The 26,513-nt window shown below is 52.3% G+C and carries 31 protein-coding genes; 29 read left to right on the top strand and 2 right to left on the bottom strand.

Going from position 1 to position 26,513, the window contains the following annotated elements:
• The first annotated feature begins 2 nt into the window (after positions 1 to 2).
• The 3 genes from OC597_RS00150 to lysC are packed head-to-tail and all read left to right on the top strand — an operon-like array spanning position 3 to position 1,007.
• Entirely contained in the window at positions 3 to 488 is a 486-nt protein-coding gene (locus OC597_RS00150; RefSeq protein WP_262206907.1) for a lysozyme, read from the top strand.
• A complete protein-coding gene (locus OC597_RS00145) occupies positions 485 to 856 on the top strand; it encodes a DUF2570 family protein (RefSeq protein ID WP_262206906.1) in 372 nt (123 codons plus the stop codon). Before OC597_RS00150 ends, OC597_RS00145 begins: the two co-directional genes overlap by 4 nt.
• Positions 744 to 1,007 carry an Rz1-like lysis system protein LysC gene (lysC, locus tag OC597_RS26680; RefSeq protein WP_418939561.1) on the top strand — a complete coding sequence of 88 codons (264 nt, stop codon included), beginning with the start codon at positions 744 to 746 and terminating at the stop codon, positions 1,005 to 1,007. The genes OC597_RS00145 and lysC overlap by 113 nt, the downstream gene beginning before the upstream one ends.
• On the opposite strand, the gene OC597_RS00140 is transcribed toward lysC, so the two are convergent.
• Complete coding sequence (locus OC597_RS00140; RefSeq protein WP_261141351.1) at positions 1,008 to 1,205, bottom strand: hypothetical protein; 198 nt, start codon at positions 1,203 to 1,205, stop codon at positions 1,008 to 1,010.
• 252 nt (positions 1,206 to 1,457) lie between these two features.
• Between OC597_RS00140 and OC597_RS00135 the strand changes: the two genes are divergently transcribed.
• The 11 genes from OC597_RS00135 to OC597_RS00085 all read left to right on the top strand — a co-directional run bounded on the left by OC597_RS00135 (position 1,458) and on the right by OC597_RS00085 (position 10,544).
• Positions 1,458 to 2,477, top strand: coding sequence for a terminase small subunit (locus tag OC597_RS00135; RefSeq protein ID WP_262206905.1), 1,020 nt, complete (start codon positions 1,458 to 1,460; stop codon positions 2,475 to 2,477).
• Positions 2,458 to 3,762 (top strand): terminase large subunit domain-containing protein, encoded by a 1,305-nt coding sequence (locus OC597_RS00130; protein WP_262206903.1) that lies wholly within the window; start codon positions 2,458 to 2,460, stop codon positions 3,760 to 3,762. The genes OC597_RS00135 and OC597_RS00130 overlap by 20 nt, the downstream gene beginning before the upstream one ends.
• A gap of 5 nt (positions 3,763 to 3,767) precedes the next feature.
• On the top strand, positions 3,768 to 5,156 hold the full coding sequence (locus OC597_RS00125; RefSeq protein ID WP_262206901.1) for a DUF4055 domain-containing protein: 1,389 nt from the start codon (positions 3,768 to 3,770) through the stop codon (positions 5,154 to 5,156).
• Positions 5,157 to 5,158: 2 nt separating this feature from the next.
• Entirely contained in the window at positions 5,159 to 6,271 is a 1,113-nt protein-coding gene (locus tag OC597_RS00120; protein ID WP_262206899.1) for a phage minor head protein, read from the top strand.
• Between the two features lie 102 nt (positions 6,272 to 6,373).
• Positions 6,374 to 7,126: a DUF6651 domain-containing protein gene (locus tag OC597_RS00115; RefSeq protein ID WP_262206897.1), complete on the top strand. Its 753-nt coding sequence runs from the start codon at positions 6,374 to 6,376 to the stop codon at positions 7,124 to 7,126.
• A gap of 94 nt (positions 7,127 to 7,220) precedes the next feature.
• Positions 7,221 to 8,360: a major capsid protein gene (locus tag OC597_RS00110; RefSeq protein ID WP_262206895.1), complete on the top strand. Its 1,140-nt coding sequence runs from the start codon at positions 7,221 to 7,223 to the stop codon at positions 8,358 to 8,360.
• Between the two features lie 47 nt (positions 8,361 to 8,407).
• Positions 8,408 to 8,707, top strand: coding sequence for a hypothetical protein (locus tag OC597_RS00105; RefSeq protein ID WP_262206893.1), 300 nt, complete (start codon positions 8,408 to 8,410; stop codon positions 8,705 to 8,707).
• 3 nt (positions 8,708 to 8,710) lie between these two features.
• Positions 8,711 to 9,193, top strand: a complete 483-nt coding sequence (locus tag OC597_RS00100) for a DnaT-like ssDNA-binding protein (RefSeq protein ID WP_262206892.1) — start codon at positions 8,711 to 8,713, stop codon at positions 9,191 to 9,193.
• Position 9,194: 1 nt separating this feature from the next.
• On the top strand, positions 9,195 to 9,545 hold the full coding sequence (locus tag OC597_RS00095) for a hypothetical protein (protein WP_262206890.1): 351 nt from the start codon (positions 9,195 to 9,197) through the stop codon (positions 9,543 to 9,545).
• A gap of 1 nt (position 9,546) precedes the next feature.
• Positions 9,547 to 10,134 carry a hypothetical protein gene (locus tag OC597_RS00090; RefSeq protein WP_262206888.1) on the top strand — a complete coding sequence of 196 codons (588 nt, stop codon included), beginning with the start codon at positions 9,547 to 9,549 and terminating at the stop codon, positions 10,132 to 10,134.
• The gene (locus tag OC597_RS00085) at positions 10,131 to 10,544 is read left to right on the top strand and encodes a phage tail terminator-like protein (RefSeq protein WP_262206886.1); all 414 of its coding nucleotides are present in this window, start codon (positions 10,131 to 10,133) and stop codon (positions 10,542 to 10,544) included. The genes OC597_RS00090 and OC597_RS00085 overlap by 4 nt, the downstream gene beginning before the upstream one ends.
• On the opposite strand, the gene OC597_RS00080 is transcribed toward OC597_RS00085, so the two are convergent.
• On the bottom strand, positions 10,530 to 11,120 hold the full coding sequence (locus OC597_RS00080) for a DUF5710 domain-containing protein (RefSeq protein ID WP_262206884.1): 591 nt from the start codon (positions 11,118 to 11,120) through the stop codon (positions 10,530 to 10,532). The two genes, OC597_RS00085 and OC597_RS00080, sit on opposite strands and share 15 nt — an antisense overlap.
• Positions 11,121 to 11,225: 105 nt before the next feature.
• Here OC597_RS00080 and OC597_RS00075 point away from each other — a divergent pair, with 105 nt between their 5' ends.
• The 15 genes from OC597_RS00075 (at position 11,226) to OC597_RS00005 (ending at position 26,303) form a co-directional block, all read left to right on the top strand.
• Positions 11,226 to 11,885: a phage tail protein gene (locus OC597_RS00075; protein WP_262206883.1), complete on the top strand. Its 660-nt coding sequence runs from the start codon at positions 11,226 to 11,228 to the stop codon at positions 11,883 to 11,885.
• A 14-nt stretch (positions 11,886 to 11,899) separates the two neighbouring features.
• Entirely contained in the window at positions 11,900 to 12,139 is a 240-nt protein-coding gene (locus OC597_RS00070) for an Ig-like domain-containing protein (protein ID WP_262206881.1), read from the top strand.
• Between the two features lie 38 nt (positions 12,140 to 12,177).
• Positions 12,178 to 12,531: a phage tail assembly chaperone gene (locus OC597_RS00065; protein ID WP_262206879.1), complete on the top strand. Its 354-nt coding sequence runs from the start codon at positions 12,178 to 12,180 to the stop codon at positions 12,529 to 12,531.
• A gap of 62 nt (positions 12,532 to 12,593) precedes the next feature.
• Entirely contained in the window at positions 12,594 to 12,833 is a 240-nt protein-coding gene (locus OC597_RS00060) for a DUF1799 domain-containing protein (RefSeq protein WP_316044847.1), read from the top strand.
• 42 nt (positions 12,834 to 12,875) lie between these two features.
• Positions 12,876 to 15,872, top strand: coding sequence for a phage tail tape measure protein (locus tag OC597_RS00055; RefSeq protein WP_262206877.1), 2,997 nt, complete (start codon positions 12,876 to 12,878; stop codon positions 15,870 to 15,872).
• A 43-nt stretch (positions 15,873 to 15,915) separates the two neighbouring features.
• Positions 15,916 to 16,257 (top strand): phage tail protein, encoded by a 342-nt coding sequence (locus OC597_RS00050; protein WP_262206875.1) that lies wholly within the window; start codon positions 15,916 to 15,918, stop codon positions 16,255 to 16,257.
• An 8-nt stretch (positions 16,258 to 16,265) separates the two neighbouring features.
• Positions 16,266 to 17,021: a phage minor tail protein L gene (locus tag OC597_RS00045; RefSeq protein WP_262206873.1), complete on the top strand. Its 756-nt coding sequence runs from the start codon at positions 16,266 to 16,268 to the stop codon at positions 17,019 to 17,021.
• 1 nt (position 17,022) lies between these two features.
• Positions 17,023 to 17,736: a C40 family peptidase gene (locus OC597_RS00040; protein ID WP_262206871.1), complete on the top strand. Its 714-nt coding sequence runs from the start codon at positions 17,023 to 17,025 to the stop codon at positions 17,734 to 17,736.
• 57 nt (positions 17,737 to 17,793) lie between these two features.
• Positions 17,794 to 18,153 carry a hypothetical protein gene (locus OC597_RS00035; RefSeq protein WP_262206870.1) on the top strand — a complete coding sequence of 120 codons (360 nt, stop codon included), beginning with the start codon at positions 17,794 to 17,796 and terminating at the stop codon, positions 18,151 to 18,153.
• A gap of 42 nt (positions 18,154 to 18,195) precedes the next feature.
• On the top strand, positions 18,196 to 18,822 hold the full coding sequence (locus OC597_RS00030) for a tail assembly protein (RefSeq protein WP_262206868.1): 627 nt from the start codon (positions 18,196 to 18,198) through the stop codon (positions 18,820 to 18,822).
• 55 nt (positions 18,823 to 18,877) lie between these two features.
• Complete coding sequence (locus OC597_RS00025) at positions 18,878 to 22,081, top strand: TipJ family phage tail tip protein (RefSeq protein ID WP_262206866.1); 3,204 nt, start codon at positions 18,878 to 18,880, stop codon at positions 22,079 to 22,081.
• Position 22,082: 1 nt separating this feature from the next.
• On the top strand, positions 22,083 to 23,072 hold the full coding sequence (locus OC597_RS00020; RefSeq protein WP_262206864.1) for a DUF6453 family protein: 990 nt from the start codon (positions 22,083 to 22,085) through the stop codon (positions 23,070 to 23,072).
• 49 nt (positions 23,073 to 23,121) lie between these two features.
• Complete coding sequence (locus tag OC597_RS00015; RefSeq protein WP_262206862.1) at positions 23,122 to 24,447, top strand: phage tail fiber protein; 1,326 nt, start codon at positions 23,122 to 23,124, stop codon at positions 24,445 to 24,447.
• Positions 24,448 to 24,568: 121 nt separating this feature from the next.
• Positions 24,569 to 26,008, top strand: a complete 1,440-nt coding sequence (locus OC597_RS00010) for a phage tail fiber protein (RefSeq protein ID WP_262206860.1) — start codon at positions 24,569 to 24,571, stop codon at positions 26,006 to 26,008.
• A 100-nt stretch (positions 26,009 to 26,108) separates the two neighbouring features.
• Positions 26,109 to 26,303, top strand: a complete 195-nt coding sequence (locus OC597_RS00005; protein ID WP_262206858.1) for a hypothetical protein — start codon at positions 26,109 to 26,111, stop codon at positions 26,301 to 26,303.
• Positions 26,304 to 26,513 lie beyond the last annotated feature (210 nt).

The raw sequence follows: 26,513 nt of genomic DNA, 5'->3' as shown, positions 1-26,513 counted from the left end.
GGATGGCGCTCACAGCTTCGTTAAAGAAAAAACTCAGCGCAGCCTTTGCTGGTGGAGCCATGGCGATTGCAGCGGTGCTCATTCCTTCACTCGAAGGGGTGGAGTATAAGCCATATCGTGATGTAGTCGGCGTGCTGACGGTCTGCTACGGGCACACTGGCGCTGACATCATACCCACTAAGACCTATAACCCCGCTGAATGCAAAGACCTGCTGGATAAAGACCTGGTGCCTTTTGCTCGTTCTGTAGAACGGTCGGTGAAAGTGCCAGCGAGCGAATACCAGAAAGCCGCACTGATCAGCTTCAGCTATAACGTCGGCGTCAAAGCCTTCGAGTCTTCCACTCTGCTGAAAAAACTCAATGCGGGGGATAGTGCCGGTGCCTGTGATGAAATGCGCCGCTGGAATAAAGCCGGAGGAAAGGTCTGGAAGGGCCTGATTAACCGGCGAGAGGTGGAGCGTGAGATCTGCAACTGGAGCCAGAAATGAACCGGGTTGCCGCAGTCATAGCCGCCGTTCTACTGCTTATCTTCATTTTGCTGGCATGGCTGGCGTTTCACTTCCACGGTAAAGCGGTAAAGGCTGGTGACCAGGTTAAGCAGCAGGAAAACACGCTGGCGCAGCAGTCAGGACTAATCTCAACCCTGCAAGAACAAGACCGGAAGAACAGAGCCTTAGCAGCAGAACAACAGCAAAGAGAGCAGCAACTGCGCCAGCAGGGTGAACGCTACCAGAGGGCATTACGTGAAGCACTTAAAAACGACAAATGTGGGAATAGTCCTATGCCTGCCGCTGTTATTGACCTCCTGCAGCAAAACGCCGGTACCACCACAACAAATCATCCTGTTACCCCCTGAGTCCGTATTCATCCCATGTGAGAAACCGCAGCTGCAGGGCGATACCTGGGGCGATACGCTGAGCTATGCGCTGGCGCTGCAAACAGCTTTATCAATTTGCGCCGGCCAAGTGGCCACGCTGAACCAATGGCGGGCAGCCGCCGAGAGATAACTATTTTTTCATAGATGCTTCGCACTTATCTCTGAGTCTTGCGTATGCATCAGGCAACATCGGTGCACCAGTCATAACGCGGTAGCTACGGCATTCAGGTGTCTCATTTTGATATGGATTAAAACTTTCTTGTTGCTTTTCAGAACATCCAGCAATAGCTACGAGTGGTAAAACTGCGGTGAGTAAAAACATCTTCATTGGCGCGCTCCTTTGACTCTTGCAATGAAATGCCAGCTTAGCAGATATTTGTTACCGATGAATTAATCAGCAAATGGCTGAGGCCAACGGTAAGAAGTAAAAGAACATCGATAACGACCCGCTACGGCGGGTTTTTTATTGCCCATCACAGAGCATCTATCCAGGTGCTGCGTAATGCGCAAAGCAAAGTCACCTCGTTACTCCGGCTCGCTGTGGGGGTAGCGCTAGTGGCTTTTTTTTATGGAGCACGCTATGTCACAACCGGAAGAAAGCGGCCTTGAGCGCGATTACTGTGCCGGTCAACTTTCTCTCCGAGATATGGCAGAGATATACGGTATCAGTGAAGGGGCCATTAGAAAGCGCGCCAAAAAGCATGGCTGGGTACGCAGTGGAAAAACTGGTACGCAAAAAGGTACGCAGGTACGCAAAAGCGGTACGCAAAAATCAAAAGTGCGTACCAAGGAGAATCCCACAGCCAGCGCTGAAGAGCTGATATCTGAATCAGGCCTATCACCACAGCAAAGCCTTTTCGTAGCGGAATACCTCATTGACCAGAACGCCACCGCTGCGGCTGAGCGTGCCGGTTACAGTGATCCGAATTATGGCCGGCAGCTTCTAACGAATCCTAACGTTAAGCGAGCCATTGAGAGCCAACTGGTTGCATCCGTCTCACGCACGCTGGCCAACGCTGACGATGTGCTTGCGAAGATGTGGCAACTGGCCACCTTTGACGCCAACGAGATTTCGCAATATCGCCACGGCGCCTGCCGTCACTGCTGGGGCTTCGGTCATCACTACCAATGGCGTGACGCTATCGAGCATGAGGAAAAGTGTGCAGAGGCGAAAGCCAGGAACAAGCCGGACTCGCCAGACAAAGGGGGCTATGGATACGACCAGAACGCGGATCCTAATCCAGATTGCCCGCGTTGTAATGGCGACGGCATCGGCCGGGCTTACTTCCCTGATACGCGAAAATTATCAGGCATTGCTCGTTTGGCGTATTCAGGCACAAAAGTTGGAAAAAATGGCGTGGAAATCACAGCCATCAGCCGAGAAAAAATGTTTGAGGCCGTGATGAAACGGCTGGGCCTAGCTGACAGTGAGTTTGCGCAGCGACTGCAACAGGTTGAAATCGAGCGCCGGCAGCTTGAGATTGAAAAGTTGGGTAAAGAGCTGTCAGACGATGACGACAACGACACGCCGAAGCCAGTGGCAATCAACATCAACGTGGTGGATGCCAAAGTGAGGGACGATGATAGCGCCGACGCTTAACATTCCTCAGGCCCGTTTTCTGGCGATGCCGCACAAATTCAAGGCGTACGTGGCCGGGTTCGGTTCCGGTAAGACGTGGGTAGGGTGCGGCGGCATCTGTAAGGGCATGTGGGAGTTTCCCCGCATCAACCAGGGCTACTTTGCCCCGACCTATCCGCAGATACGCGATATCTTTTACCCGACGGTCGAGGAAGTGGCGCATGACTGGGGGATGCGCGTAAAGATTAACGAGAGCAACAAAGAAGTTCATTTCTACGCTGGCCGCCAGTACCGCGGGACGACGATTTGTCGCTCAATGGAAAAACCGGAAACCATTGTGGGCTTTAAAATCGGCAATGCGCTGATTGATGAGCTCGATGTGATGAAAAAAGAGAAGGCGCAAAAGGCCTGGCGAAAAATCATCGCGCGAATGCGTTACAAGGTTGATGGGCTGCGTAACGGGATCGACGTCACCACGACGCCGGAGGGGTTTAAATTCGTCTGGCTCCAGTTCGTGAAAGAGGTCAGAGATAAGCCCCACCTTGCGGCGCTGTACGGTCTGGTGCAGGCATCCACGTTCGATAACGAGGCCAACCTACCAGCCGATTACATCCCGTCACTGATGGATAGCTATCCGCCGGAGCTGATTAAAGCCTACCTGCGCGGACAGTTTACCAACCTAACCAGTGGCACCATTTACCACCAGTTTGATCGCCTGCTGAACAACTGCGAGGAGGTGGAGCAACCCGGCGAACCGCTTTACATCGGGATGGACTTCAACGTAGGGAAAATGGCCGGCATCGTTCACGTGCTGCGCCTGGGATTACCTTGTGCGGTCACTGAAATCATTAACGCCTACGACACCCCCGACATTATCCGCATCATCAAGGAGCGTTTTTGGCTCTACGATGGCGCCAATTATCGCAAGGTGCGGGAAATCTACATTTATCCGGATGCGTCCGGCGATTCCCGTAAATCCAGCAACGCTAGCTTGACCGATATCGCTCAACTAAAACAGGCAGGATTTAATGTGGTAGTGAATGCCGCCAACCCGCCGGTAAAAGACCGGGTGAACTCCATGAATGCCATGTTCTGCAATGCCAATGGTGAGCGGCGCTACAAGGTCAACGTGAAACGCTGCCAGGTTTATACCGAATGCCTGGAGCAGCAGGTCTGGGATGAAAAAACAGGTGAGCCGGATAAGAAATCCGATAATGATCACCCCAATGATGGGGCTGGTTATTTTATCCAGAAACAGTTCCCTATTGTTAAGCCAGCCGGAAAGGTCACCAAACTACGGATGTAAACACCATGCCTGATATTTCAACACCAAATCTCGATTATAACGATATGGTCGAAGCCTGGGACATCAACGATGCGCTGATGGGCGGGACGCTTTATATGCGTAAGTTGGGAGAAACACACCTGCCTCGTTGGCCCAATGAAGACAAAGAGGATTATAAAAAACGGTTAGCTGTTGCCACATTGCTACCTGCGTATGAGGAAACAATAAAACAGGATATTGGCAGAGTCTTTGCTGAACCGACGGTTCTGAGTGATGAGACACCAGAGCAAATTAAAGAGCTCACCCCGAATATCGATATGGAGGGAAACCGGCTTGATGTCTGGGCGCAGTCATTCTTTTCTATTGGATTTCAGTATGGCCTCGCTCATGCGCTGGTTGATTTCCCTCGCGTGGATCAGGAGGCGGTAAAAACGAAAGCCGATGAGAAGGCTGCAGGCAGTCGTCCCTACGTCACGATGCTTAACCCGCGGCAGGTTATCGGCTGGAAATCGAAGGTGGTGAAAGGGAAGGTGGTGCTGACCGACTTGCGCGTCAAAGAGGTCATTATTGTTGATGGTGATGATTTCGGGCAAACCAAAGTCGAGCAGATACGTCATATCATGCCGCGCAAAGTGGAGATTTACCGGAAGAGTAAAGGTGATGCGGGAGAGTGTATCTGGGCTATCCATGAAGAGTGGGAAACCAGCCGTGATGATATTCCGCTCGTGACGTTTTACACCAAACGTACCGGCTTTATGCGTGGTTCTCCGCCGTTGTTGAACTTGGCATTGCTGAACATCAAGCATTGGCAGAGCCAGAGTGAGCAAGACAATATTTTGCATGTCGCGCGTGTCCCGATCCTCAGTGTGTATGGCCTTGAAGAAGGGCAAGAACTGACCATTGGCTCATCAAGCGCTGTGCGATTTTCAGATAAGGATAGGCAGGGGATCGAATACACCGAGCACACGGGATCTGCTATCGGTGCTGGTAAAACATCCATTACCGATCTTGAACATCAAATGCGGCAGGCAGGGGCCAAATTGCTGCGCACGGAAAATACGTCGACAAAATCCATTGACCAGACAACCGAAGAGAAAATGCAGGAAAACTCACCGCTATTCACGATGGCGAGTTCTCTCGAAGATGCCCTGGATAATATCTTGCAAATCATGGCTGAGTGGATTGGCTTACCTACAGGTGGGAATGTTGACGTGCGTACAGAACTGGAGACTTCATCTCAAGCCGTTGATGCGACATCTGCATTGGCTATTCAAGCATTGCGGCAAGGTGGCGATATTCGCGCCATTGATGCTGTAAGAGCATATCAGCAATTGCGCATCATTGATCCAGACGCGAAACCTGAGGAGGTGATGGATGAACTGATTAACCGACCTCCTGATTTAATCGAGGAGTAGTGATGGGCAGGCTCAATGATCGGCTGCTGGATGAAACATTGGCTCATGGGCTGTTTGTTTCCCGCTATTCCACGGGCGTCGCCCGGCGCATGGTGAAAATTCTCGACCAGGCGGACGCCGAACTGTCGTCAAAGTTGCTGATGGCGTTGGAGGACGTGGACCCGCAAAGCTTCACTGTTCGCCGGTTGGATACATTGCTGGGCGGTGTTCGGGATATCAATCGGCAGGTTTACCAGCAGCTTTACGGGGCGTTGACCGACGAGTTGGGCGATTTTATCGGGTACGAAGGCGGCTTTCAGTTCAGCCTGTTCGACTCTCTGTTACCCGACCTGGTGAAACAGCGTTATCCGCTTATTAGCCTGACGCCGCAGCAGGTTTACGCAGCAGCGTTGGCCCGACCGTTTCAGGGGCGGTTGTTGAGCGACTGGGCCGGCAAGCTGGAAAGTGATCGGCTACAGCGGATCAGCAACGCAGTCAGCCAGGGATATTTGCAGGGGGAAACGACAGACCAAATTTATCGGCGGATCCGCGGTACCCGCGCGCGAAATTATCAGGACGGTGTATTACAAACCGGCCGGGCCAGCGCAACCAGCGTGATAAAAACCGCTGTAAACCATATGGCGGCCGTGGCACGCACGGAGTTCGCCCAGGCTAATGCCGACGTTATCGACTGCAAGCAATGGCTGGCCACGCTCGACAACAAGACCACGCCAACCTGCATCGTTCGTGATCGCCTGCGTTATACGCTGGACAACAAACCGATCGACCATAAGGTGCCCTATGGGGCCGGGCCCGGCCGGATCCATTTCTGCTGTCGTTCGGTAGAAACGCTGGTGGTTAAATCGTGGCGGGCGCTGGGTATCGATGCGGACGAAATGCCAGCGGGTACGCGCGCCAGCATGGATGGCCAGGTGCCAGCGGAAACCAATTATCGGGATTGGTTGCAGCGTCAGCCATTCAAGCGCCAGGTCGAGGTGTTGGGCGAGGCTCGCGCCCGACTGATGCGTGACGGCGGTATGCAACCGGCGGAGTTCTTTTCCGATAAGGGGGAATTGCTCAGCCTGAAGCAGTTGCGAGACATTGATGAACGAGCGTTTTCAGACGCTGAACTATAGCAGCCACCTACGGGTGGTTTTTTATTTCTGCCGTTTTGCGGATGCATACGGCGCAAGGTCGGATGACCACTTAAACAACGGCCAGAAGGCCTGGAGAAAACCATGAAATTGAAACTTGATGCTAATGGCCATGTAGTCGTCGAAAACGGTATGCCGGTTTATGTCCACGAAGACGGCAAAGAAATTGCTTTTGACGCTGCGCAGGCCGTCAGCAAAATCAGCGCGCTTAATGGCGAAGCCAAAACGCACCGGGAAGCAAAAGAAGCTGCGGAATCTAACCTTGCTAAATTTTCCGGCATTACTGACCCGGCCAAAGCGCTTGAGGCATTGGAAACACTAACCAAAATCGACCAGAAAAAGCTGATCGATGCTGGCGCAGTTGACCAAGTGAAAGCTGAAATTACCAAGTCATTCCAGACCCAGTTGGATGAAGCAACTAATCAGAATAAGACGCTGCAGAATCAACTGTACAAAGAGATGATCGGCGGCCGTTTCTCCGGTTCCAAATTCATCACCGATAAGATGGCGATCCCGTCAGATTTCGTTCAGGCGCGCTTTGGTCAGTCCTTCAAAATTGAAGAGGGCAAAGTTGTAGCCTATGACCCTACAGGCAATAAAGTCTACTCACGCGCCAAACCTGGCGAACTGGCCGATTTCGATGAAGCGCTGGAATTCCTGGTCGAGCAATACCCACAGAAAGACCACATTTTAAAAGCCTCTGGAAACAGTGGCGGCGGCTCTCAGCAGAGCCAGCATCAGGCTGGGCAAAAAACCATGAAGCGAGGAGCATTTGACTCACTGGACATGACCGGTAAGAACGCCGCGCTGAAAGATGGCATCACCATCGTCGATTAACTCCCTATCTTGCCGACACCTGGAAAGGTGGTGGCGCCAGAGCTGGATAGCTCAACCAACCCTAATTTTTAAATATTCAAGGAAACCATAAATCATGGCTGGAAATACTCTTACCGGGTTGATCCCGACTATCTACACCGCTTTGGACGTCGTATCTCGTGAGCAGGTCGGTTTTATTCCTGCGGTAGCGCGTAACGCGAAGGCTGACGCCGCGGCTAAAGGACAGACTGTAACCGCGCCGGTGGCTCCGGTTGCCACCACCGTTGATATTGTTCCCGGTGCTACTGCACCGAATGACGGAGATCAGGACATTGGCACGGTTAACGTGCAAATCACCAAATCCAAAATGGCTCCGGTTAAATGGAACGGTGAAGAGCAGCTCGCCGTTGGCCCCGCTGGTACCTATAACACTATTTTGGCCGATCAGTTTAAACAGGCATTTCGCGCCCTGGCTAATGAGGTTGATTCCGATCTGGGCGCACTCTATTACGGCACTTCGCGTGCAGTTGGTACCGCCGGGAAGACGCCGTTTGGTGTTAAGGATGATCTGTCTGATGCGGCGTTGGCCCGTCAGGTGTTGTCTGACAATGGCTCGCCAACAACCGATCTTCAAATGGTTCTGGGTTCCTCGGCAACGGCCAATCTGCGTGGTAAGCAGTCGGTGCTGTTCAAGGTGAACGAATCGGGTACTGAGCAGCTTCTGCGCGAGGGGGTTATCGGCCGTCTGGAGGGGTTCAATATCCATGAATCTGCAGGCGTCGCTCGAGCCAGGACAGCAACAGCCTCTGGCTATCTGGTTAATGGTGAGAAAAGTGAGGGCGACATCATTATCGCCATCGACACCGGTACTGGCGTGATTTCAGCTGGCCAGGTTGTGACTTTCGCCGGTGATGATAATCAGTACATGATCGCGGCCGCTACGGCGACAACGATCACCCTGGCAGCGCCAGGCCTGCGTCAGGATTTGGAGGATGATGCCAAAATTACTGTTGTAGGTGGCTTCACAGCCAATATGGCATTTGACCGTAACGCGTTCCTGTTGGCATCGCGCACGCCAGCAATGCCTGAAGGGGGCGATACTGCGGATGATGTGATGAACGTTACTGATTCGGTATCCGGCATTACCTTCCAGGTGGCCCTGTATCGCCAGTATCGCCAGGTGCGCTATGAGGTCGGTTTGGCATGGGGCGTGGCCTCAATCAAAGCTGCTCATGCTGTAACGCTGTTGGGCTAATACAACGATATAACGAGGGGCTTCGGCCCTTTTTTAATGGAGGCTTTATGGCCGGGCTTACAAAAGAACAACGTGCGCTGCGCATGGCGGAACAACTTGCTACCGAGCAGACGGATAAACACAATCCTGAACCGCAGGAACCGCAGGAACCGCAGGAACCGCAGGAACCGCAGGAACCGCAGGAACCGCAGGAACCGCAGGAACCGCAGGAACCGCAGGAACCGCAGATTGAGCTGGTGGCTATGGTTACCCACTATCCAGCATTCCCCGGTGCGCCGACGGCTGCCGATGTACATCCCGCTGAGGTGGAAAACTGGATCGCCGCCGGTTGGACAATCAGGGAGTGAGCCATGTTAATTACGGATCCCACCTCGCCGGATTTCAACAGTTACGCTAGCGTGATCGATGCGCGTGATTTTGCAGAGTCGCGAGGTTACTCGCTGCCGGATGACGATCACGAGTGCGAGAAGTTGCTGATTCAGGCGATGGACTACCTCGCCGGCTTGACCTGGCGCGGCTCTCGAACGTCACCGGAACAGGCGCTACCGTGGCCGCGCTCTGGGGTTATTGTGGACGGTGTGCTGTTGGCCAGTGACAAAATCCCGCGCGAGATTATCCAGGCGCAATGTCGCCTGGCGGTGGAGGCGCAGGAAACCGATCTGACACCGAGTTTTAACGGTGGCGCAGAGGTTGTGCAAGAGGCTGTCTCTGGCGCGGTTAGTGTCAGCTATGCCCCAGGCACTTCAAGTGATGCTCCGACATTTCCATGGCTTAACGGTCTGTTGCGCGGCTTTGTTGGAGCAATGAATCAGGTGCGGGTAGTAAGGGGGTAACATGGCGATCAACTACACCCGTATGCGCGCCACGGCCACCCGTTTACTGACCGAGAACGGGCAAAAGCGCACGCTCACCCGCGGTGGGAAGGTGACTCGGGTTAACGGTAAAGAGGTGCGCTCACCAGACGAGTCGGTGGATGTGATCGGCGTGGTGACGGAATATAAACCGGGCGAAATTGACGGCACGTTGATACAGAACGGCGATGTGCTGCTGGTGGCAACCTACCAGACGGAAATCCGCATCGATGACCGTATCGAGATCGACGGGAAAAAATACCGCGTGGTTAACCCGCACCCGGTTAAGCCGGCGGCAGTGCTGATCTGCTACCGCGCACAACTGAGGGCATGATATGGCTGAAAATGATGCTTTTATGGTGGCGATCAACGCCTTCGTTGATAAGGCCAAGGCCAACCAGGCGCAGGTAGTCCGCGCAGCGGGGATCCGCATCCTTGCACAATTGGTGCAAATGTCCCCTGTAGGCAATCCCGAACTGTGGGAAGTGAACGCCACCGCCAAAGCCTATAACGATGCGGTGTTTGATGCGAATGAGGCCAAAAAGTTAGACCCGGCAAATTTAACGCCTACTGGTCGATTGAAGAAAAAAGCGCAGGTGAAAGGCCCTCATTGGGCATTGTATGCACCACCTAACTATACCGGCGGCCGGTTCCGCGGCAACTGGCAGGTGGGGTTGGATGCAGCGCCACAGGGCGAAACTGGTCGGGCGGACAAATCCGGAGGTAAAACGCTGGCCGCCGGCACGTTGGTGTTCGAGCGCTTTCGTGTCGGCATGCAGGCGGTTTATTTCACGAATAACGTTCCCTACGCCTATCCGCTGGAGTTCGGCCACTCGACACAGGCACCGGGCGGCGTGGTGCGGATTACCGCCGCAGATTTCCAGCGTCATTTCCAGGCTGCCGTATCGGAGGTGAAATCGTGAGCCATAACCGCATAGCTGAATTGCTCGAGGCGCGCCTGGGTGAGTGGGCCGACGTTAAGGGCGTCCCGGTGGCATGGGACAACATCCCGGAAAACCTACCAGATACTCTGTATCTTCAGGCCTACGCGATGCCGGCGACGATAACGACGATCGACCTGGCAGAAAAGCTGCAGGTGCTGCCGGGCGTCTGGCAGATCAACGTCGTGGCGAAGGCCGGCGATGGCGTCAGTGGCGCCCGCGCGCTGGCCGATGAGGTGGCCGCTTTGTTCCCTGTTGGCCTGGCGCTGAGCGATGGGGGGATCACCTGTTACATCAGCACACCGCCGACGGTTTACCGTGGCATATCCTCCAACACTCGCTTTTCCATCCCCGTTAGTATGAGTTATCGGGGCCAATTAATTAATGATTGACCTTTTAGCTAATCGGTAAATTAAGCTTGGTAAGACAAATCCCTTAGTTCCAACAATTAAAACAGGAGATGTTATGCGTCCTAATTTGTAAGTAATGACATTTCGAGCATCAACCTCTTCAACGGGGAAAAAAGCACCACCCGGTTCGTTATGCATATAAAAGTCCCCCATTTTTGCATTGCATTTTTCACAGTGATTCATGAAGTATTTGGAGTTAGTACGTTTTGAATAATCCAACGTGTATCGAGGTGCATTTGGACCAATAATGTAACGCAACTCTTCTTCGATGCGCTCTACGTAATAGAAGCAGTTCAACCTGGAATCAGCAAGGCAATAGACACGACTGAAATGTCTACAACGCCAACAAGGCTCGAAAGATTGGACCAAATAAATCGGTGGAGAGAATTTTCTACCGGGCGGGCTGTCAATTTCGGATTCAAGCCAATTCGAGAATTCAATTTTGTCTTGGGTATCTGTAATGAACCATTTTTTTTCGGTTGCATCCCAGCGTGCCCCTTTGCTTTTTGCTTCGTCCTTTTCACTATAAGGGACATTTAAGTAGATTCTATTTCCCATAAAAACTCCTTTTTAAATATCAAACGTATAGCACTCAACACGAAAAATATACAAATCTAGCGACCGTTGCGACGGTTTACTCTGTTCAAAAATTGGAGAGTCACTATGGCTTTTAACTTACCTAACGGCGCCACGGTTTTCGTTGGCTCCAAAATGGCTGCCGCAACGCCGGTTTCTGCGGTCAGCAATGCAAAGGGGGCCGTGTTTACGGTTTCTGGTGGAACCTTAGCCGCCGATGATATTGTGCTCATCCAATCGGGATGGGGCCTGCTTGATAATCTGGTTGCTAAAGTCACCGCTGCGACGGCGACAGCCGTAACCATTGGGGTCATTGATACCTCGGATACGAAGTTTTTCCCGGCCGGTGGCGGTGCTGGTTCACTGACGAAAGTCACGGAGTGGACTCAAATCCCACAAATTACCGAGGTGGGTGCGTCTGGTGGTGATCAGCAGTATGTGCAGATCCAGTTTCTTGAGGATGACCGCCAGCGCAATCTCGCGACGTATAAAGCGGCCAAGACGCAGACTTACACCTTTGCGCATGACTCTAGCCTACCAATTTATCCGGTGCTAGAGGCCGGGGACAAAAGCGGCGATATTCTTCCTCTGTACATGTACGTGCCAAAGGCCAAAGAAACGCGCTATTGGTCGGGGATCCCGTCCTTCGATGCGCAGCCGACAACCGCAGTTAACCAGGTTGAAACCGTGCAGGCCTCGTTTGCTATTCAGTCTCGCACCATGACGTTCTACAAAGACCCAAAGTAGTTTCGGTGTCGGGTGTGACGATCAATAAGACCACAACGTCTATTGCTGTTGGTGCTAACGAAACGCTGGCAGCAACGGTGGCGCCAACTGACGCCACCAACAAGGCCGTTATCTGGTCAACATCCGACGCCGCGAAAGCCACGGTAACCAATGGCAAAGTAACTGGCGTCGCTGCCGGTACCGCGACAATCACGGTAACCACGGAGGATGGTGCCAAAAAAGCCACCTGTACCATGACCATTACTGCTCCATAAATTCTGCGGGGCTTCGGCCCCTTTAATAAGGTTTCATTATGTCCTCGAAATTTACCCTGGTCCCTAACGCAACGTTTAAAAAAGACGTCACGATCCCACGCGCTGGCGCCGAAGACGGCGTGTTGACGTTCACGTTTAAACACAAGACCCGTAGCCAGTTGGAAGCGCTGGAGAACACCCTGCGCGAGGCGACGGAAAAGCAAATCGAAGCCGGTGGCCACGGCAACGCACCAATGGTGGAATTCGTAACAGAAATTGCGGAAAGCTGGGCGCTGCCCGATGAATTCAACAGCGAAAATGTGTTGGTTCTGCTGGAAAACTACCCGCGCGCGTTCGATTCGATCGCTATGACTTACACCCGCGAACTGATGGCACTGCGCGAAAAAAACTAACCGCGGTTGCCTCGGCGTTCTATACGCCTGATCCATCACCGGAAGAACTGGCCGCTTTTGGGTTGACGCTCGAAGATGTCGAAGCCGACCCCGTTGAAGTGTTCCCGGATGTGTGGCCGGTGTTCGAGGTATTTCGGGCGATGGCCACACAGTGGCGCACCGGCATGGGCGGCGTCACAGGGTTGGATTACAACTGCTTACCCTGGGTGATGAAAGTGTACGGCGTCGACGATGAGGCAGCCGCGTTAACGGATATCAGGATGATGGAAGCCGCGGCGCTTTCCGTTATCCATAAAAAATAGTGGCCAGCCTCATGCTGGCTTTTTTATTGCACGGAGCCCAGCATGACAGACATTGCATCGATCTCCCTGCGCGTCGATACCGGCGACCTGCAGCGCGGTAACAACGAGCTGGATAAATTCCAGAAAACGGCTGCCGGTGCTGCCGGTGCAGCTGACGGTTTCAATGCTTCGGGCAAGGAGACGGCCAAAGTATCGAAAGAAGTGGCGCAAGAGGTCGAGGAGACGCATAAGCGGGTGGCGGAATATAACCGCCGGTTACGTGAAACTCAGACCACCGCCACAACATCAGGTAAAGCACAGGACCAACTCACCGAGTCCTATTTCCGCCAGATTGACCGCATCAAGCAACTCGGTACCGGCACGCAGGAATTGCGCGCCATTCAGTCGCAGGTGCGCGCTGCCCGTACCGCAGGCAATATCACGCAGAACGATTATCTGACGCTGACCAGTCACGCCGCCGACAAGATGCGTGAATTGACCAAAGCCGAAGAGGCATCTGCGGCCGCTAAAACAATCTTTATCCAGAAGCTGAAAGACCAGGTGGCGACGCAGAGCCTGTCGCGTGAAGAGCTGCTGCGCTACCGGGCCGCGCAACTGGGCGTTGGTTCCGCGGCGGACATCTACATCAAAAAGCTGTCCACCGCTGGCGACGCCACGCATAAATTCAGTTTGCAGACGTCGGCCGCACGCCGCGAGCTGGGCGTGATGCTCGGCGAACTGGCGCGGGGAAATCTGGGCGCGCTGCGTGGTTCCAGCATTACCCTGGCGAACCGCTCCGGACTGATCGAGCAGATGATGACACTCCGCGGCCTCGGTATTGCTGGCGTGTTGGGGGGTATTGCTGCTGCCGTCTATGGCGTTGGAAAGGCGTGGTATCAAGGTTCACAGGAAGCGGTGGAGTTTAACCGGCAGCTAATTTTGACCGGAAATTATGCGGGAAAAACTGCTGGTGAGTTGCAGTCATTAGCTAAATCGCTATCTACCAATGGAGTAACACAACACGCTGCTGCGGATGCCTTGGCTAAAGTTGTTGGCAGTGGGAGTTTCTCCGGCAGTGCAATAACCATGATTGCAGACACTGCGGCCAAGATGAAGGCCAATGTGGGGCAATCTATTGATGAGACAATAAATCAGTTCAAGAGGTTGCAAAGTGAGCCTGTTCAGGCTGTCACCGAACTGGATAAATCGCTGCATTTCCTGACAGCGACGCAACTTGAGCAGATCACCACGCTATCAGAACAGGGCCGGACGACGGATGCAGCCAGATTGGCGATGGAAAGCTATGCCACCGCAATGCGTTCCCGCAGTGAAGACATCAAGGAAAACCTAGGCACACTTGAAACAGCGTGGAAATGGTTGGGGGATACCGCCGCCAGTGCCTGGGACAAGATGCTGAATGTTGGGCGGGAGTCGTCAGTCAAAGACAAGATCCGCGAAATCCAAGAGCAACTCGTTGAGTTCCAGATTAACCCTGCCAGTAAAGGGATCTACTTCAACGATACTGGTAAAACCGCGGATGACCTGAAAAAAGACTTGGCGAGTCTGCAGGAGCAGGATTACCAAGCCAGTATTAAAATTTCTCGGGAAAAGGCTGATAGGGAAGACGAAACACGAAAAAAATTGCGATTTGAGGCTGACCAGTCACTTAAAAAACAATATGAAAATGCGGAAGAGAAACACCAGCGTGAGCTTGCTAAAATTCGTAATTCGTTTGCTTCTCAGCCAGTTAAAGACGATGCGATACGCCGTGAAAATGAGCGTTATGCCAAGGAAAAGGCCCGGGGGACCAAGAAGGGACGCCAATACACAGCACCCGCTGGCGATCGTGCTGATGAAAGTGCGCAAGCTGAACTGCTGTCGCTGCAGGCGCGGCTAGAATACCTAAAGCAGCATAAAGCCATCACCGACAAAGATAGCCAGCAGCGCCGGGACCTGTGGACGGAACAAGCCAAGTTTACTGTGCTGGAGCAAGCGGCTGATAAGAGAAAATTAACCGCACAAGAAAAATCCCTTTTGGCCAGTAAAGATAGCGTGCTGGCGCAAAAGGAACGGCTGGCCGCCGTCGGTGACGAGATCGCTAAGCAAGAGCGGTTGAACAAACTGCAGGACACGTCAACTAAATACGTCACCCAGATGAACGAAAAACGCCAGGCATTGCGTGACAGCGCAGGTTTGAGCGATCGGGATGCACAGCGCCGAATGGGGGAGGCGCAGCTGGCGCAGGGGTGGAAAAACCAGGGTGGCAGCCTGGACGATGACGGCTATAAACGGCAGTTACAGGCAGCACGTGAATTTTACGCTGAAGAGGACAAGCTGCGCTCTGACTGGAAAAGTGGCGCGCTGAAAGGCTGGAATGAATATCTGGACTCGGCTACCAACGTTTACTCATCAGTGGCCAACGTGGCAAATTCTGCCTTTACGGGGCTGAACGACACCCTTACCACTTTGGCGACAACCGGCTCTGCCAACATTAAAAGCTTCGGCGTTTCCATGTTGAAAATGGTGGTGGACGTCATCAACAAGCTGTTGGTGGCTTATGCCGTACAGGCAGCTATGGGTTGGCTTAGCAGTTCGTTTAGTGCTTCATCAGGTGGTAACAATCCGGGCACTGTGCCTATGGGTTTGCACTATGACGGCGGTTATACCGGCGACGGCGGGAAGTATGAGCCGAAGGGAGTTGTGCACGGTGGTGAATTTGTATTCACCAAAGAAGCAACTCGAAACATTGGTGTTGGTAATCTTTACGGCATGATGCGTAGTGCGCAGGGGTATGCCAATGGGGGTTACGTTGGCAACACCTTCACCGGTTCGGCGCCGATGCACGGCATGGCCGGCGGCGGAGGTATTACTGTCGATCTCAGCGGCATGCAGATCGTTACCCAGGGGCAGCAAGATCAATCTCAAGGGGTGGCGAATGGCGAACTTGTCAGTAAAGCGGCCCGCCAGGAGGTGATCAGCATTGTTTCGCAGCAGTTGGATAAGGCGCTTGGACAGTCCGGACGAATCAACCAATTTGTGACTGGTAAAATCGGTCGCTAAATCCTGCCCGCATCGCGCGGGCTTTTTTACGCCTGGAGGACACATGGCGATCGAAACCTTTACCTGGCGGATACAGGGCCAGCCCGAAGGAAGCCTTACCCAAAGAGTGCGCTCGGCGCAGTTTGGTGATGGCTACAAGCAGGTTTCGGGCGACGGTATCAACCCGGAAACACAAAGCTGGCCTCTATCTTTCAGCGGCAACAAAAAGGATATGCAACCACTGCTGGCGTTCGTTCGCCGGCACACCTCGAAATCATTTATCTGGACGCCGCCGCTCGGCGAGAAGGGGTTATACCGCGTTACGGCTGATTCTATCCGAGTGGTCCCGATCGGTGGCCCGGCCGTGTCTATTTCGGCAACGTTTGAACAGGCCTATGCGCCGTAGGAGGAAAGGTGGCGATCACCAACGATGTGCAAAAGCTGGAACCTGGCAACCGTATCCGCTTCATCGAGGTAGACGGGACCGCTTTCGGTGCCGACGTTCTCCGGTTCCACAAGGAAACAATCCCGCACACGCCTACTGAGATTGACGCTGCCGCGGGAGATGAGACAAAGCTACAGCCGAAAAATGTATGGTGGCAGGGGCAAGAATATGGCGCTTACCCCTATGAAATTACGGGACTGGAATCAGCCAGCGATGGAACATCGGCACAACCAAAATTAACGGTTTCCAACATCGATGCGCTGATCACTGCGTTGTGCCTGCGCTTCGATGACATGGTTCAGGCAAAGGTGACGATCCACGATACCTTTGTGCATTATCTGGACGCACAAAATTTCCCCGATGGTAACCCGCAGGCCGATCCTGAGCAGGAATTTAAGCAGGTTTTCTACATCGACAGCAAAAGCGGTGAAGATAACGAAGCGGTAGAGTTCACGCTGTCGAGCCCAATGGACTTGCAGGGGCTACGCATTCCGACCCGTCAGATCACCGGGCTTTGCACCTGGTGTATGCGGGGACAGTATAAAACCGGCGATGGGTGCGCTTATGCCGGGCAAAATGGTTGGTTTGATAAGGATGGCAACTCTACCGACGATCCAGCGAAAGATGATTGCTCCGGTCTACTCGTTGATTGTAAAAAGCGTTTTGGTGAAAACAACGAGTTGGACTTCGGCGGGTTCCCTGGTTCGTCATTGATCCGGAGGTAGCATGCGACAGAAAACGATTGATGCCATCCTGAGGCATGCGCAGCGAGACTACCCAGCAGAATGCTGCGGTGTGCTGGCGCAGCGTGGGCGCGTAGAGCGTTATTTCCCCTGCCTGAACCGATCAGCGAAGCCAACTGAGCATTTTGAACTGGATCCGGTCGGTTATGCTGCGGCGGAGGATTGGGGGGAAGTTGTCGCCATTGTACATAGCCACCCCGGCGATGGTGCCACCACACAGCCGAGCGCACTGGACCAACTGCAGTGTGACGTTAACGAGTTGCCGTGGGTTATTGCATCATGGCCAGAAGGTGATATCAGGACGATATACCCACGCGGTGATCGCCCGCTGGTGGGACGCCATTTTGTACTTGGGCATGCCGACTGCTGGTCGCTGATTATGGATTATTACCGCCAAGAGCACGGACTGATCTTGCCGAACTATAGCGTTGAGCGCCATTGGTGGGACGAGGGCGAAAACCTCTACATGGATAACTGGTACGAATGCGGTTTCCGTGAGTTCAGTGGTGAGGCACGCCCTAGTGACATGGTGATCGCGCAGGTTCAGTCGTCGGTACCAAACCATGCAGGGATCCTGCTGGAGGGCAATATGTTATTGCACCACCTCTACGGGCAATTGAGCCAACGGGTGCCATATGGTGGATACTTCAAGGAGCGCACAGTTAAAACTGTTCGACGCAAAGAATTAATGTCGTAGTTTTGCCTTGCTCGACCTCTCTGCTACGATATTCCAAAATTAGCGAGGGACAGGCATATGAAGATATTATTTTTATCACTGATTGCGTTTGTTTTGGCTGGGTGCGCAAATCCGGAGTTAACAAGAAAAACAACAGCAGAATTCACGTCGCGGAAAAATGAAAAGCAACTATCAGCATGTATTGCTGAAAGATCTGATAAGCGTACATTTAATGGTCGCCTGATTGAGACGACCGTAAAGCCTTCGAGTGGCAACATCGTTACCTTGGCGTTGGTTAATGGGAGTGATTATGTGGACCTAACCCCTACGGAGAACGGTACCAACGTTATTTATCGTGGCGAAGGGGCCAGGCCGTTCGGCGGGGTTTTAAAGTATAGGAACAATGAAGTTATATCAGATATAAAATCTTGTTTATAACCAGATGAAACCCGCTTCGGCGGGTTTTTTATTGGAGGCAATATGGAATTGAACCCTATACCCGTTAGAACTATCGAGCTAAGTGGTATTCTCGGTAAAAAGTTTGTAAAAGAATTCAAGTACCGCGCCCGCGATGTCCCCCATGCGATAAGAGCGTTAAAAGGGTTAGTGCCGGGCTTTGAACGATTTCTGCTAGAAGCTGAAAAGAAAGGGCTCACTTTCGCGGTTTTCGTTGGTAAACGGAACATCAGCGAGGATCAAGTGGCCATGACTAAAGGTAACGAAAACATTCGCATCGTTCCCGTTATCGTTGGTAGCAAGCGTGCAGGAATGTTTCAGACGATCTTGGGGGCCGCATTGGTTGCTGTTGCAATGTACTTTTCTGCAGGTACCGCGGCTGGGGCAATGGGGGCATTTACTGCTGGCGGGGCTACAGGGATGGCGGCTATGGTCGGTGCTTCTATGATGCTTGGCGGTGTAATCCAAATGCTCTCCCCGCAGCCCGGCGGCCTCTCTGTCAGCCAGGACTCCGATAACAAACCGTCCTACGCATTCGGTGGCCCGGTCAACTCCACGGCGCAGGGTAACCCCGTAGGCGTGCTTTACGGTAGCCGGGAGATCGGCGGCGCCATTATCTCTGCCGGCATTTACGCCGAAGATCAGCAGTAAATTTTTCAGTGTTCAATCAGGCTCGCTTCGGCGGGCTTTTTTTATGGGCGAAACCATGGAAAACAGAATTCAGGGGCGCAAAGGCGGTGGCGGCGGTGGCCATACACCAACCGAGTCGCCGGACAGCATCCAGTCGATCGCCAAAACAAAAATCTTACTGGCGATTGGTGAAGGGGAGTTTGCCGGTGGACTGGATGGCACGAATATTTATCTCGATGGCACACCGTTATTATCCCCGGATAGCACGACGAATTTTCCCGGTGTTGAGTGGGAGTTCCGCCCAGGTACGCAGACCCAGAGTTATATTCAGGGCGTACCTGGTGCCGAGAACGAGATCAGTATCGGTACCGAACTGAAAGCCTCTCAACCCTGGGTACGTGCCGTAACAAATACCCAACTTTCAGCGGTGCGCCTGCGCGTGGGTTGGCCGACGCTGTTAAAACAAGAAGACAATGGCGACCAGGTGGGCACCCGTGTAGATTACGCGATCGACCTGTCAACGGATGGCGGGGCTTATGAGACGGTGCTGAACGGTACGATCAACGATAAAACAACATCGTTGTATGAACGCAGCCACCGGATAAACCTGCCGCCGGCAGCGACAGGCTGGCAGGTGCGCGCCCGGCGTATTACGGCTGACTCGACATCAACGCGCCTTATCGACCGCATGAATATTGAGGCGATCACTGAGGTTATTGATGCGAAGCTCCGCTACCCGAATACGGCGCTGCTTTACGTGTCATTCGATGCAAAACAATTTCAAAGCATCCCCCGAATCAGCTGCAAGCCAAAGGGCCGCATTATCCGCGTGCCAACAACCTACGACCCGGAATCCCGCACCTATACCGGCACATGGACGGGGGAGTTTAAGTGGGCCTACTCCAACAACCCTGCCTGGGTGTTCTACGACATTTTGCTGAACAAACGTTTTGGCCTCGGTGAGCGCCTCGATATGACGCAAGTCGATGAGGTGGAGTTATACCGCATCGCGCAATACTGCGATCAGTTGGTGCCTGATGGCCGGGGCGGTGATGGCAAAGAGCCTCGGTTCCTGTGTGACGTCTATATCCAGTCGCAGAACGAGGCATTCACAGTGCTGCGTGATCTGGCCTCAATTTTCCGGGGTATGACGTACTGGGCCAATAATCAGGCCTGCGCGCTGGCGGACATGCCACGGGATATGGATTACACCTACACCCGCGCCAATGTGATCGATGGTAAGTTTCACTATCAAGGCGGCAGCCAGCGTAACCGCTATACGACGGCGATGGTGAGCTGGTCAAACCCGGACAACCATTATCAGGATGAAGTCGAGGCGGTAGCAGAGAATGCGCTGGTGCGCCGGTATGGCGTCAATCAAACAGAAATCTCTGCGATCGGTTGTACCCGGCAGACGGAAGCCAACCGGCGCGGCCGTTGGGCGCTACTGACCAACAGTAATGATCGCAGTGTCACGTTCTCCACTGGGCTGGATGGGTTTATCCCGTTGCCTGGTCATATCATTGGCGTTGCTGATCAAATGCTGGCTGGCCGGGTACTGGGCGGTCGGATTTCCGCTGTAGGCGGCCGCAACATTACGCTGGACCGTGTAGCTGATGTAAAAATCGGGGATCGCCTGCTGGTGAACCTGCCAACAGGAAAATCGCAGGCCCGCACAGTGCAGGCGGTTAATAATCGGATAGTGACAGTATCGACGGCTTATACAGAAACTCCTGAACCGGAGGCGGTGTGGACGGTAGACGCGAACGATCTGTTTGTTCAGCAATACCGCGTATCCAACGTTACTGATAATGACGACAACACGTTTACCGTTACTGCTGTTTGGCATGAACCCGGGAAATACGCGGCGATTGATACCGGTGCGCGCATCGATGACCGGCCGATATCGGTTATTCCGCCAGGCGTGCAACCTCCGCCGAAGAACATTGCTATTGATAGCTATTCGTCGGTCAGTCAGGGGATCGCTGTTACGACCTTGCGGGCCAAGTGGGATGCAGTGGATAGCGCGATCGCCTATGAGGCTGAATGGCGCAAAGACAGTGGTAACTGGGTCCCTATGCCGCGCACGTCCGCTCTGGGCTTTGAGGTGCCTGGTATTTATGCCGGTCGCTACCTGGTACGCGTGAGGGCCATCAACGCCAGCGATATTTCGTCAATCTGGGCGACGTCAATGGAAACCTATCTCAAAGGGAAGGAGGGTAAACCGCCGGTACCGGTTGGATTCGTTGCGTCACCGCTGCTATGGGGCATCCAGCTAGATTGGGGTTTTCCTGGTGGCGCAGAGGATACGCTTAAAACTGAAATTCACTATGCGGACAATGCCGCCGGCAATAACGCTATGCTGTTGGCCGACATTCCGTACCCGTTGCACACCCACACCATGACCGGATTGAAGGCGGGCCAAGAGTTCTGGTTTCGTGCACGCCTGCAGGACAGGACTGGGAACATCGGGGACTGGACCGGCTGGATTAAAGGGCAATCCAACGCGAACGCAGAGGATTACCTCGAGAGTATTGGCGATGGATTCCTGACGGACAAAGATGGCGACCGGCTGACGGGTGACATCGATACAAACATTGAGGCCATACTGCAGAACGCATTGGCAAATAACGCCACGGTAGAGCATCAGTATGCGCAGTACGGGACGGTACGAGCAGATATTCTCATTGTGAAGACCACGATTGCCGAGGTTGATCGGGCGCTGGCCGAGATGTCTACCCAGGTGCAGGCGCAGATTGACGACGTTACCGCAGTGCTGGAGGACAAGTTGACGGCCACGGTTGACGCCGACGGTGCAACAGCCATCCACACACTGAAAGCCGGTGTCCGGGTGAACGGCGTGTTCTACAACGCGGGCATGTCGATCGCCGTCCTGGCGGAAACAGGCAAACCGGTCATTACTCGCATTGGCTTCAATGCCAATCAATTCGTGTTGATGAGCGGCAGCGGTGATAACCAGTATTCACCCTTTGCTGTCATCGATGGCCAGGTGTTTATCAGCGATGCATTTATTCAAAACGCCTCGATCACGTCTGCGAAAATCGCAGATGCTGCCATTACCAACGCAAAAATTAGCGGGTTTATTCAGTCTGACAATTTCAACGCTACCAACGGATGGCGCCTGGATAAAAGTGGCGCCGGTGCTGGCCAGATACAAATCAACGGCGGCGACGGTAACGGACGGATGGAGATACGCGGCGATCAGATTAACGTTTATGACGCTGGCGGAAATTTGAGGGTGCGCATGGGGAGGCTTTAATATGGCCTATGGGCTGGTGGTAAATGGCAAAGAGTTGGCAGCAGTGAATAGCCCCTCACTGTTAACCAACGATAAAGAACCCTGGGCCGATGGAAATAGACAGAAGATATACACTCCCCCGGATTATATTCCGGGGAATCCAGTTTTTATCGTTGGACAGACTGGCTATATCTTTGGCAGCTCGACCAATCCGCCATTTTACGGAGGGGTTACGGGGTGGCGAGTGGATGGAAATAGAATCATTGTTGATTTTACCCAGCAAAATAACCAAGCATTTTTTACCGAGTTCAGCATATATCAGGTTCAGACTCCGCAATCAGTTTCCGGGACTTACGGAATAATGATTCAAAACTCAGTTGATTGGATGAGTATAAACAGTGCGCAGCGGCTTGGTTTTGTTGCGTGGAAAGGGGTAGTGACAATCAACGGGCAATGGACTTTGCCGACTGTTCAAAATGACAACACGAAAGTTGTTTATGTTCGATGTGATGATCCAGGCGTGTCGGTGTATCACTCAGTTGAATACAACGAATTAACAGTATCGCGTGATAATGGGAGTGGGGAACCTTTCCGAACTACTGCTAGCGTACAAGTGGTAATTATGAATAGTGGATATTACCCGCCAACACCAAATGGTTACGGCATGGTGATTAAAAATGCCGAGAGGAATAACACATTTACGAGTGATTGCGAACCTTTGCTATGGGATTGGCGCTCAGTAAACGTTGGGGCTAATCCGGACGATTTAGTCGATACAGGCATTGCGAGGCCCATGATACCCCTTGCTGTTAATGCATTTATGCGCGGTAACTCGCAAATGAGCGGGGGGTATTATAACTATTACAGCTGTGGTTATAGATTTAACGGCTCGGCGGTGCAATTTTGGCGCGCTGATTCAGGGCGTAAAATACAGACGAAATGGAATGTATCAACGCGATGGTATTCATCACAAATGCCACTCATGGTTATAAACGCTGATCACTACTTCTAACAACCGGCCATTGAGCCGGTTTTTTAATGCAAAAATTCAGGAGAGCATCATGCCAGCAGGAACTCTAACTCTAACGAACAACTCTGCCGTAGTGAAGGGCGCAGGAACGGCATTCAATACCGAGCTGAAAGCCGGTGATTTTATCGTGAGCGTCGTTGGCGGGGTAACCTATACGCTGCCAGTGAAAACGATGGACAGCGCCACACAGGTGACGCTGATTAAAGCCTACGATGGTCCGACGCAGGCCGGCGCTGCTTGGTATGCCGTACCGCGCGAGATGCAAAACTCCATTACTGCGCAGTTGGTGTCAGAGGCAACTAAAGCCATGCGTGGGATGAATTACGATAAACAGAACTGGCAGCAATTTTTCACCGCTGACGGTGATGTAACGATGACGCTACCAGACAATAGCCAGTCAACGGGGCCTTCTGCTAAAAAGCTTATAAATAGCGTTACCAACAAAGCCAATAAAGGGGCCAATAGCGATATAACATCACTGTCCGGGTTAACTACGGCACTTAGCATGGAGCAGGGCGGTACTGGGGCTACAAACGCCAAAGATGCTCGATGGACTCTGGGGCTTGGTTCGGCAGCCACTACAAATATTGGTGCTAACAAAGACGAAGTAATGATCGGTGGAGGGTGGGGACTGGGGGGAAGTTGGCAGGGATATGCGATTATAGACACCAAGAATATTAATCCTATTCTTGGTGTGATTGGTGAACGCGGTATTATAGCATTTAGAAACCTTTCTCAAATAAGTGAAAACGGAGATGGATGGTTCACTCCAGCATGGGGGCCGTCACTATGGTGCCGAACAGAAGATGTATATGCTGCATTTAATATGGCATCTACTGAAAATCATTTATCCGTGTCATGCGGTTCTATACGCGAAGGTTGGACTAGGCATAAAGTTATTTGGCACAACTTAAATACAGCTGTTGATGGTAATGGGTTTATTAAGAAAGCATCACCGGTTACTCAGATATCTCGTGATGGAATGTGCGAAAATAATATTGAAGCAGAGGGAGTTACCTGTAAGCGTCTTGGTGTTGGTCTATATCATGTGGACGGCTGTTTAGGTTTCTATATCGATAACGGCTGGAAATTTGAAGTTCCTAAAGATGAGAATGGTAGTGCTTTATTGTGGGTTGATTACAAAGTGAAAGAAGATGGATCGATTATATTTAAGACTTATCATCGAACTAACGAATGTCCAATTCCTGAGTTACAGAATAATGTTGATGGTTACAACAATGGTGACCCCATCGACATTCCTGAGGGTAAATTTTTAATGGTTCGCCTAAATGTTCCAAATAGTCAATTTTCGGAATATGTGCCAGACAATACAATCCCACCAATAGAAGAACCATAATCGGTAATGCCATTCTTAACCATGTCACCAGATATAAATCTGGGTGGCAAATTAATTCCATCGGCGATAGCTGGCTAGGTTTGCGCGTAAAATTACCAACTGAAAAAATGGAGAAATAAAAATGGCTTTAATCAGTGACATCTTATGCGGCCCCTATGGTGACCCGCAATCTGATGTGGTTATTACCATGAGAGCTCAAGGAACCAGCTCCAATGTTTTGATATCTAATTCGTCAGCAACCACAACTGATGCCGATGGCAAGTATTCAATGCAGGTGTTCCCAGGGCAATATGAAGTTTTGGTATCCACCTTGGGTAAGATCGGCGAGATACAAGTATTTTCAGATTCGAAAGATGGGACGCTAAATGATTTCCTGCTTGCTCCCGGAGAGGATGAGTTAACCCCTGCGGTTGTTCAAACTGTTGATACAATGAGGGCTGACGCGGCTAAATCAGCAGCTGCGGCAAAAGTCAGTGAACAAAACTCTGCTGATAATGTTAAGCCCGTCGTAGCTGCTGGTTTTGGTTCTGGTCCGATTCATACTGCTGATGCGTTTTCAAAAGACAATAAATCCGCAATACGGAGGTTCACGAACGCGACGGTGAACAAGCCCGCAAACACCAGCGGCGGATTATTAACGCTACCTATAGACGGTGGGCCATCTTGCTCGTATTTTGCTACATCTGTTTCGCGGCAGGCATGGGTCGGTAGCTCAAACACTGCCGCGCCTTCAACTGTTGTGTGGTCGCGGTTATTCAGCACATCCGACCTTCCTACAGTGACTGATATTTCTAATATCAAAGATTGGGGGTTGAGTAAGGGCGTCACGGCGGCAATAAAAGGCAATTTCAATGCGCAAATGCAAAGCCGGCGTGGTTATGTATCCACTGACCCTATTGGAAATCCATTTAAAGACACCGGTACACACTTTCTTGATACGCGATCTTGGGCCGTCACCCAAACGGGGGCTGATGATAGTTATCGGACCATACAGACATGCTATGGCTATGGGGCAAGCGCGACAAGTGTAGGGAAAATTGCGGTTCGCAGCTGGAATGGCACAATTTTCACACCTTGGATCTGGCTCTGGTCTGAGGCTAACACAACAGTAGACAGTAACGGTTTCATCAAGAAGGCCTCTCCAATTGTGAAGTTGTTTCGCGATGGTACATGCGAACTTAACGGCGAAAGTCATGGAGTGACCACGGAGCGTTTGAGCGATGGAGTTTATCGCGTCTCCGGCACGCTCGGTTTTAACGCAGATGCAGAATGGGGCGGTTCTGATGGTGGTATTGAGGTACCGCTCGACCGCAACAAGCAGCCGCTGATCTGGGTGGATTACGAGGTAGAGCCAACAGGTGATCTGCTGATCAAAACTTACCACCGAACACACCCGACGGCACCACCATTCGCCCGTAATGAAGTGATGGGATATGACGAAGGGATGCCGATCGATATCCCAGAGGGGCGCTGGGTGGATCTGCGTGTTGAGATGCCAGCAGGGGAAGATATGGGGGCAGCTACAGAGGTAGAGCCCGTAGAACTTGTTGGTGAATCGTAATGTAAAATGCCGGGGAAACCCGGCTAAAGGCCTGTGGGAATGTTTCAATGTTCTGCTGGTGTGGTAGGCTGTATAAAAATAATACTTTGAGGATCTGGATATGGAAATCGATGAGGAACGCTCAGTATTTATTGCTAACGAGATCGGTGCAGCAGTTATCGACCTGATTGCACATGACATGGAAGTGAACCGCGCAAATATTGCCGGAATTCTTGAAGGGAAGAGAAATGTGGTTGGCAACACGCTGTACAAGGGTGTTTTGAGGGATGCTGCCGCTTTGGTTCGAGAGAAATAATAACGGTGACCGATCGTCGCATTTTGATGAGATTGCCTGATATGTATTAGCTCAGACTCGTCCTGCCACTTTCGCGATTCAGGGCCATATCCCATCTAACAGTCAGCTTTGTGCTGTGAGTTCAACTGATGGACGCAACACATTGGTTAAAACGCTCTGCGGGTGATTCATAGTCTAGCGTTTTTCTTGGCCTATCGTTGAGCTGCCTGG

This window comes from Serratia proteamaculans, from assembly GCF_946227095.1.
Lineage (GTDB): Bacteria > Pseudomonadota > Gammaproteobacteria > Enterobacterales > Enterobacteriaceae > Serratia > Serratia proteamaculans_E.
The sequence above is the reverse complement of the archived record's forward strand: the minus strand, read 5'-3'. Positions and strand labels throughout refer to the sequence as shown.

Bases quoted from the DNA above. Each gene is read 5' to 3' on its own strand.
- OC597_RS00150 (WP_262206907.1), top strand. From the start codon at position 3: ATGGCGCTCACAGCTTCGTTAAAGAAAAAACTCAGCGCAGCCTTTGCT.
- OC597_RS00145 (WP_262206906.1), top strand. From the start codon at position 485: ATGAACCGGGTTGCCGCAGTCATAGCCGCCGTTCTACTGCTTATCTTC.
- OC597_RS00140 (WP_261141351.1), bottom strand. From the start codon at position 1,205: ATGAAGATGTTTTTACTCACCGCAGTTTTACCACTCGTAGCTATTGCT.
- OC597_RS00135 (WP_262206905.1), top strand. From the start codon at position 1,458: ATGTCACAACCGGAAGAAAGCGGCCTTGAGCGCGATTACTGTGCCGGT.
- OC597_RS00130 (WP_262206903.1), top strand. From the start codon at position 2,458: ATGATAGCGCCGACGCTTAACATTCCTCAGGCCCGTTTTCTGGCGATG.
- OC597_RS00125 (WP_262206901.1), top strand. From the start codon at position 3,768: ATGCCTGATATTTCAACACCAAATCTCGATTATAACGATATGGTCGAA.
- OC597_RS00120 (WP_262206899.1), top strand. From the start codon at position 5,159: ATGGGCAGGCTCAATGATCGGCTGCTGGATGAAACATTGGCTCATGGG.
- OC597_RS00115 (WP_262206897.1), top strand. From the start codon at position 6,374: ATGAAATTGAAACTTGATGCTAATGGCCATGTAGTCGTCGAAAACGGT.
- OC597_RS00110 (WP_262206895.1), top strand. From the start codon at position 7,221: ATGGCTGGAAATACTCTTACCGGGTTGATCCCGACTATCTACACCGCT.
- OC597_RS00105 (WP_262206893.1), top strand. From the start codon at position 8,408: ATGGCCGGGCTTACAAAAGAACAACGTGCGCTGCGCATGGCGGAACAA.
- OC597_RS00100 (WP_262206892.1), top strand. From the start codon at position 8,711: ATGTTAATTACGGATCCCACCTCGCCGGATTTCAACAGTTACGCTAGC.
- OC597_RS00095 (WP_262206890.1), top strand. From the start codon at position 9,195: ATGGCGATCAACTACACCCGTATGCGCGCCACGGCCACCCGTTTACTG.
- OC597_RS00090 (WP_262206888.1), top strand. From the start codon at position 9,547: ATGGCTGAAAATGATGCTTTTATGGTGGCGATCAACGCCTTCGTTGAT.
- OC597_RS00080 (WP_262206884.1), bottom strand. From the start codon at position 11,120: ATGGGAAATAGAATCTACTTAAATGTCCCTTATAGTGAAAAGGACGAA.
- OC597_RS00075 (WP_262206883.1), top strand. From the start codon at position 11,226: ATGGCTTTTAACTTACCTAACGGCGCCACGGTTTTCGTTGGCTCCAAA.
- OC597_RS00065 (WP_262206879.1), top strand. From the start codon at position 12,178: ATGTCCTCGAAATTTACCCTGGTCCCTAACGCAACGTTTAAAAAAGAC.
- OC597_RS00055 (WP_262206877.1), top strand. From the start codon at position 12,876: ATGACAGACATTGCATCGATCTCCCTGCGCGTCGATACCGGCGACCTG.
- OC597_RS00050 (WP_262206875.1), top strand. From the start codon at position 15,916: ATGGCGATCGAAACCTTTACCTGGCGGATACAGGGCCAGCCCGAAGGA.
- OC597_RS00040 (WP_262206871.1), top strand. From the start codon at position 17,023: ATGCGACAGAAAACGATTGATGCCATCCTGAGGCATGCGCAGCGAGAC.
- OC597_RS00035 (WP_262206870.1), top strand. From the start codon at position 17,794: ATGAAGATATTATTTTTATCACTGATTGCGTTTGTTTTGGCTGGGTGC.
- OC597_RS00030 (WP_262206868.1), top strand. From the start codon at position 18,196: ATGGAATTGAACCCTATACCCGTTAGAACTATCGAGCTAAGTGGTATT.
- OC597_RS00025 (WP_262206866.1), top strand. From the start codon at position 18,878: ATGGAAAACAGAATTCAGGGGCGCAAAGGCGGTGGCGGCGGTGGCCAT.
- OC597_RS00020 (WP_262206864.1), top strand. From the start codon at position 22,083: ATGGCCTATGGGCTGGTGGTAAATGGCAAAGAGTTGGCAGCAGTGAAT.
- OC597_RS00015 (WP_262206862.1), top strand. From the start codon at position 23,122: ATGCCAGCAGGAACTCTAACTCTAACGAACAACTCTGCCGTAGTGAAG.
- OC597_RS00010 (WP_262206860.1), top strand. From the start codon at position 24,569: ATGGCTTTAATCAGTGACATCTTATGCGGCCCCTATGGTGACCCGCAA.
- OC597_RS00005 (WP_262206858.1), top strand. From the start codon at position 26,109: ATGGAAATCGATGAGGAACGCTCAGTATTTATTGCTAACGAGATCGGT.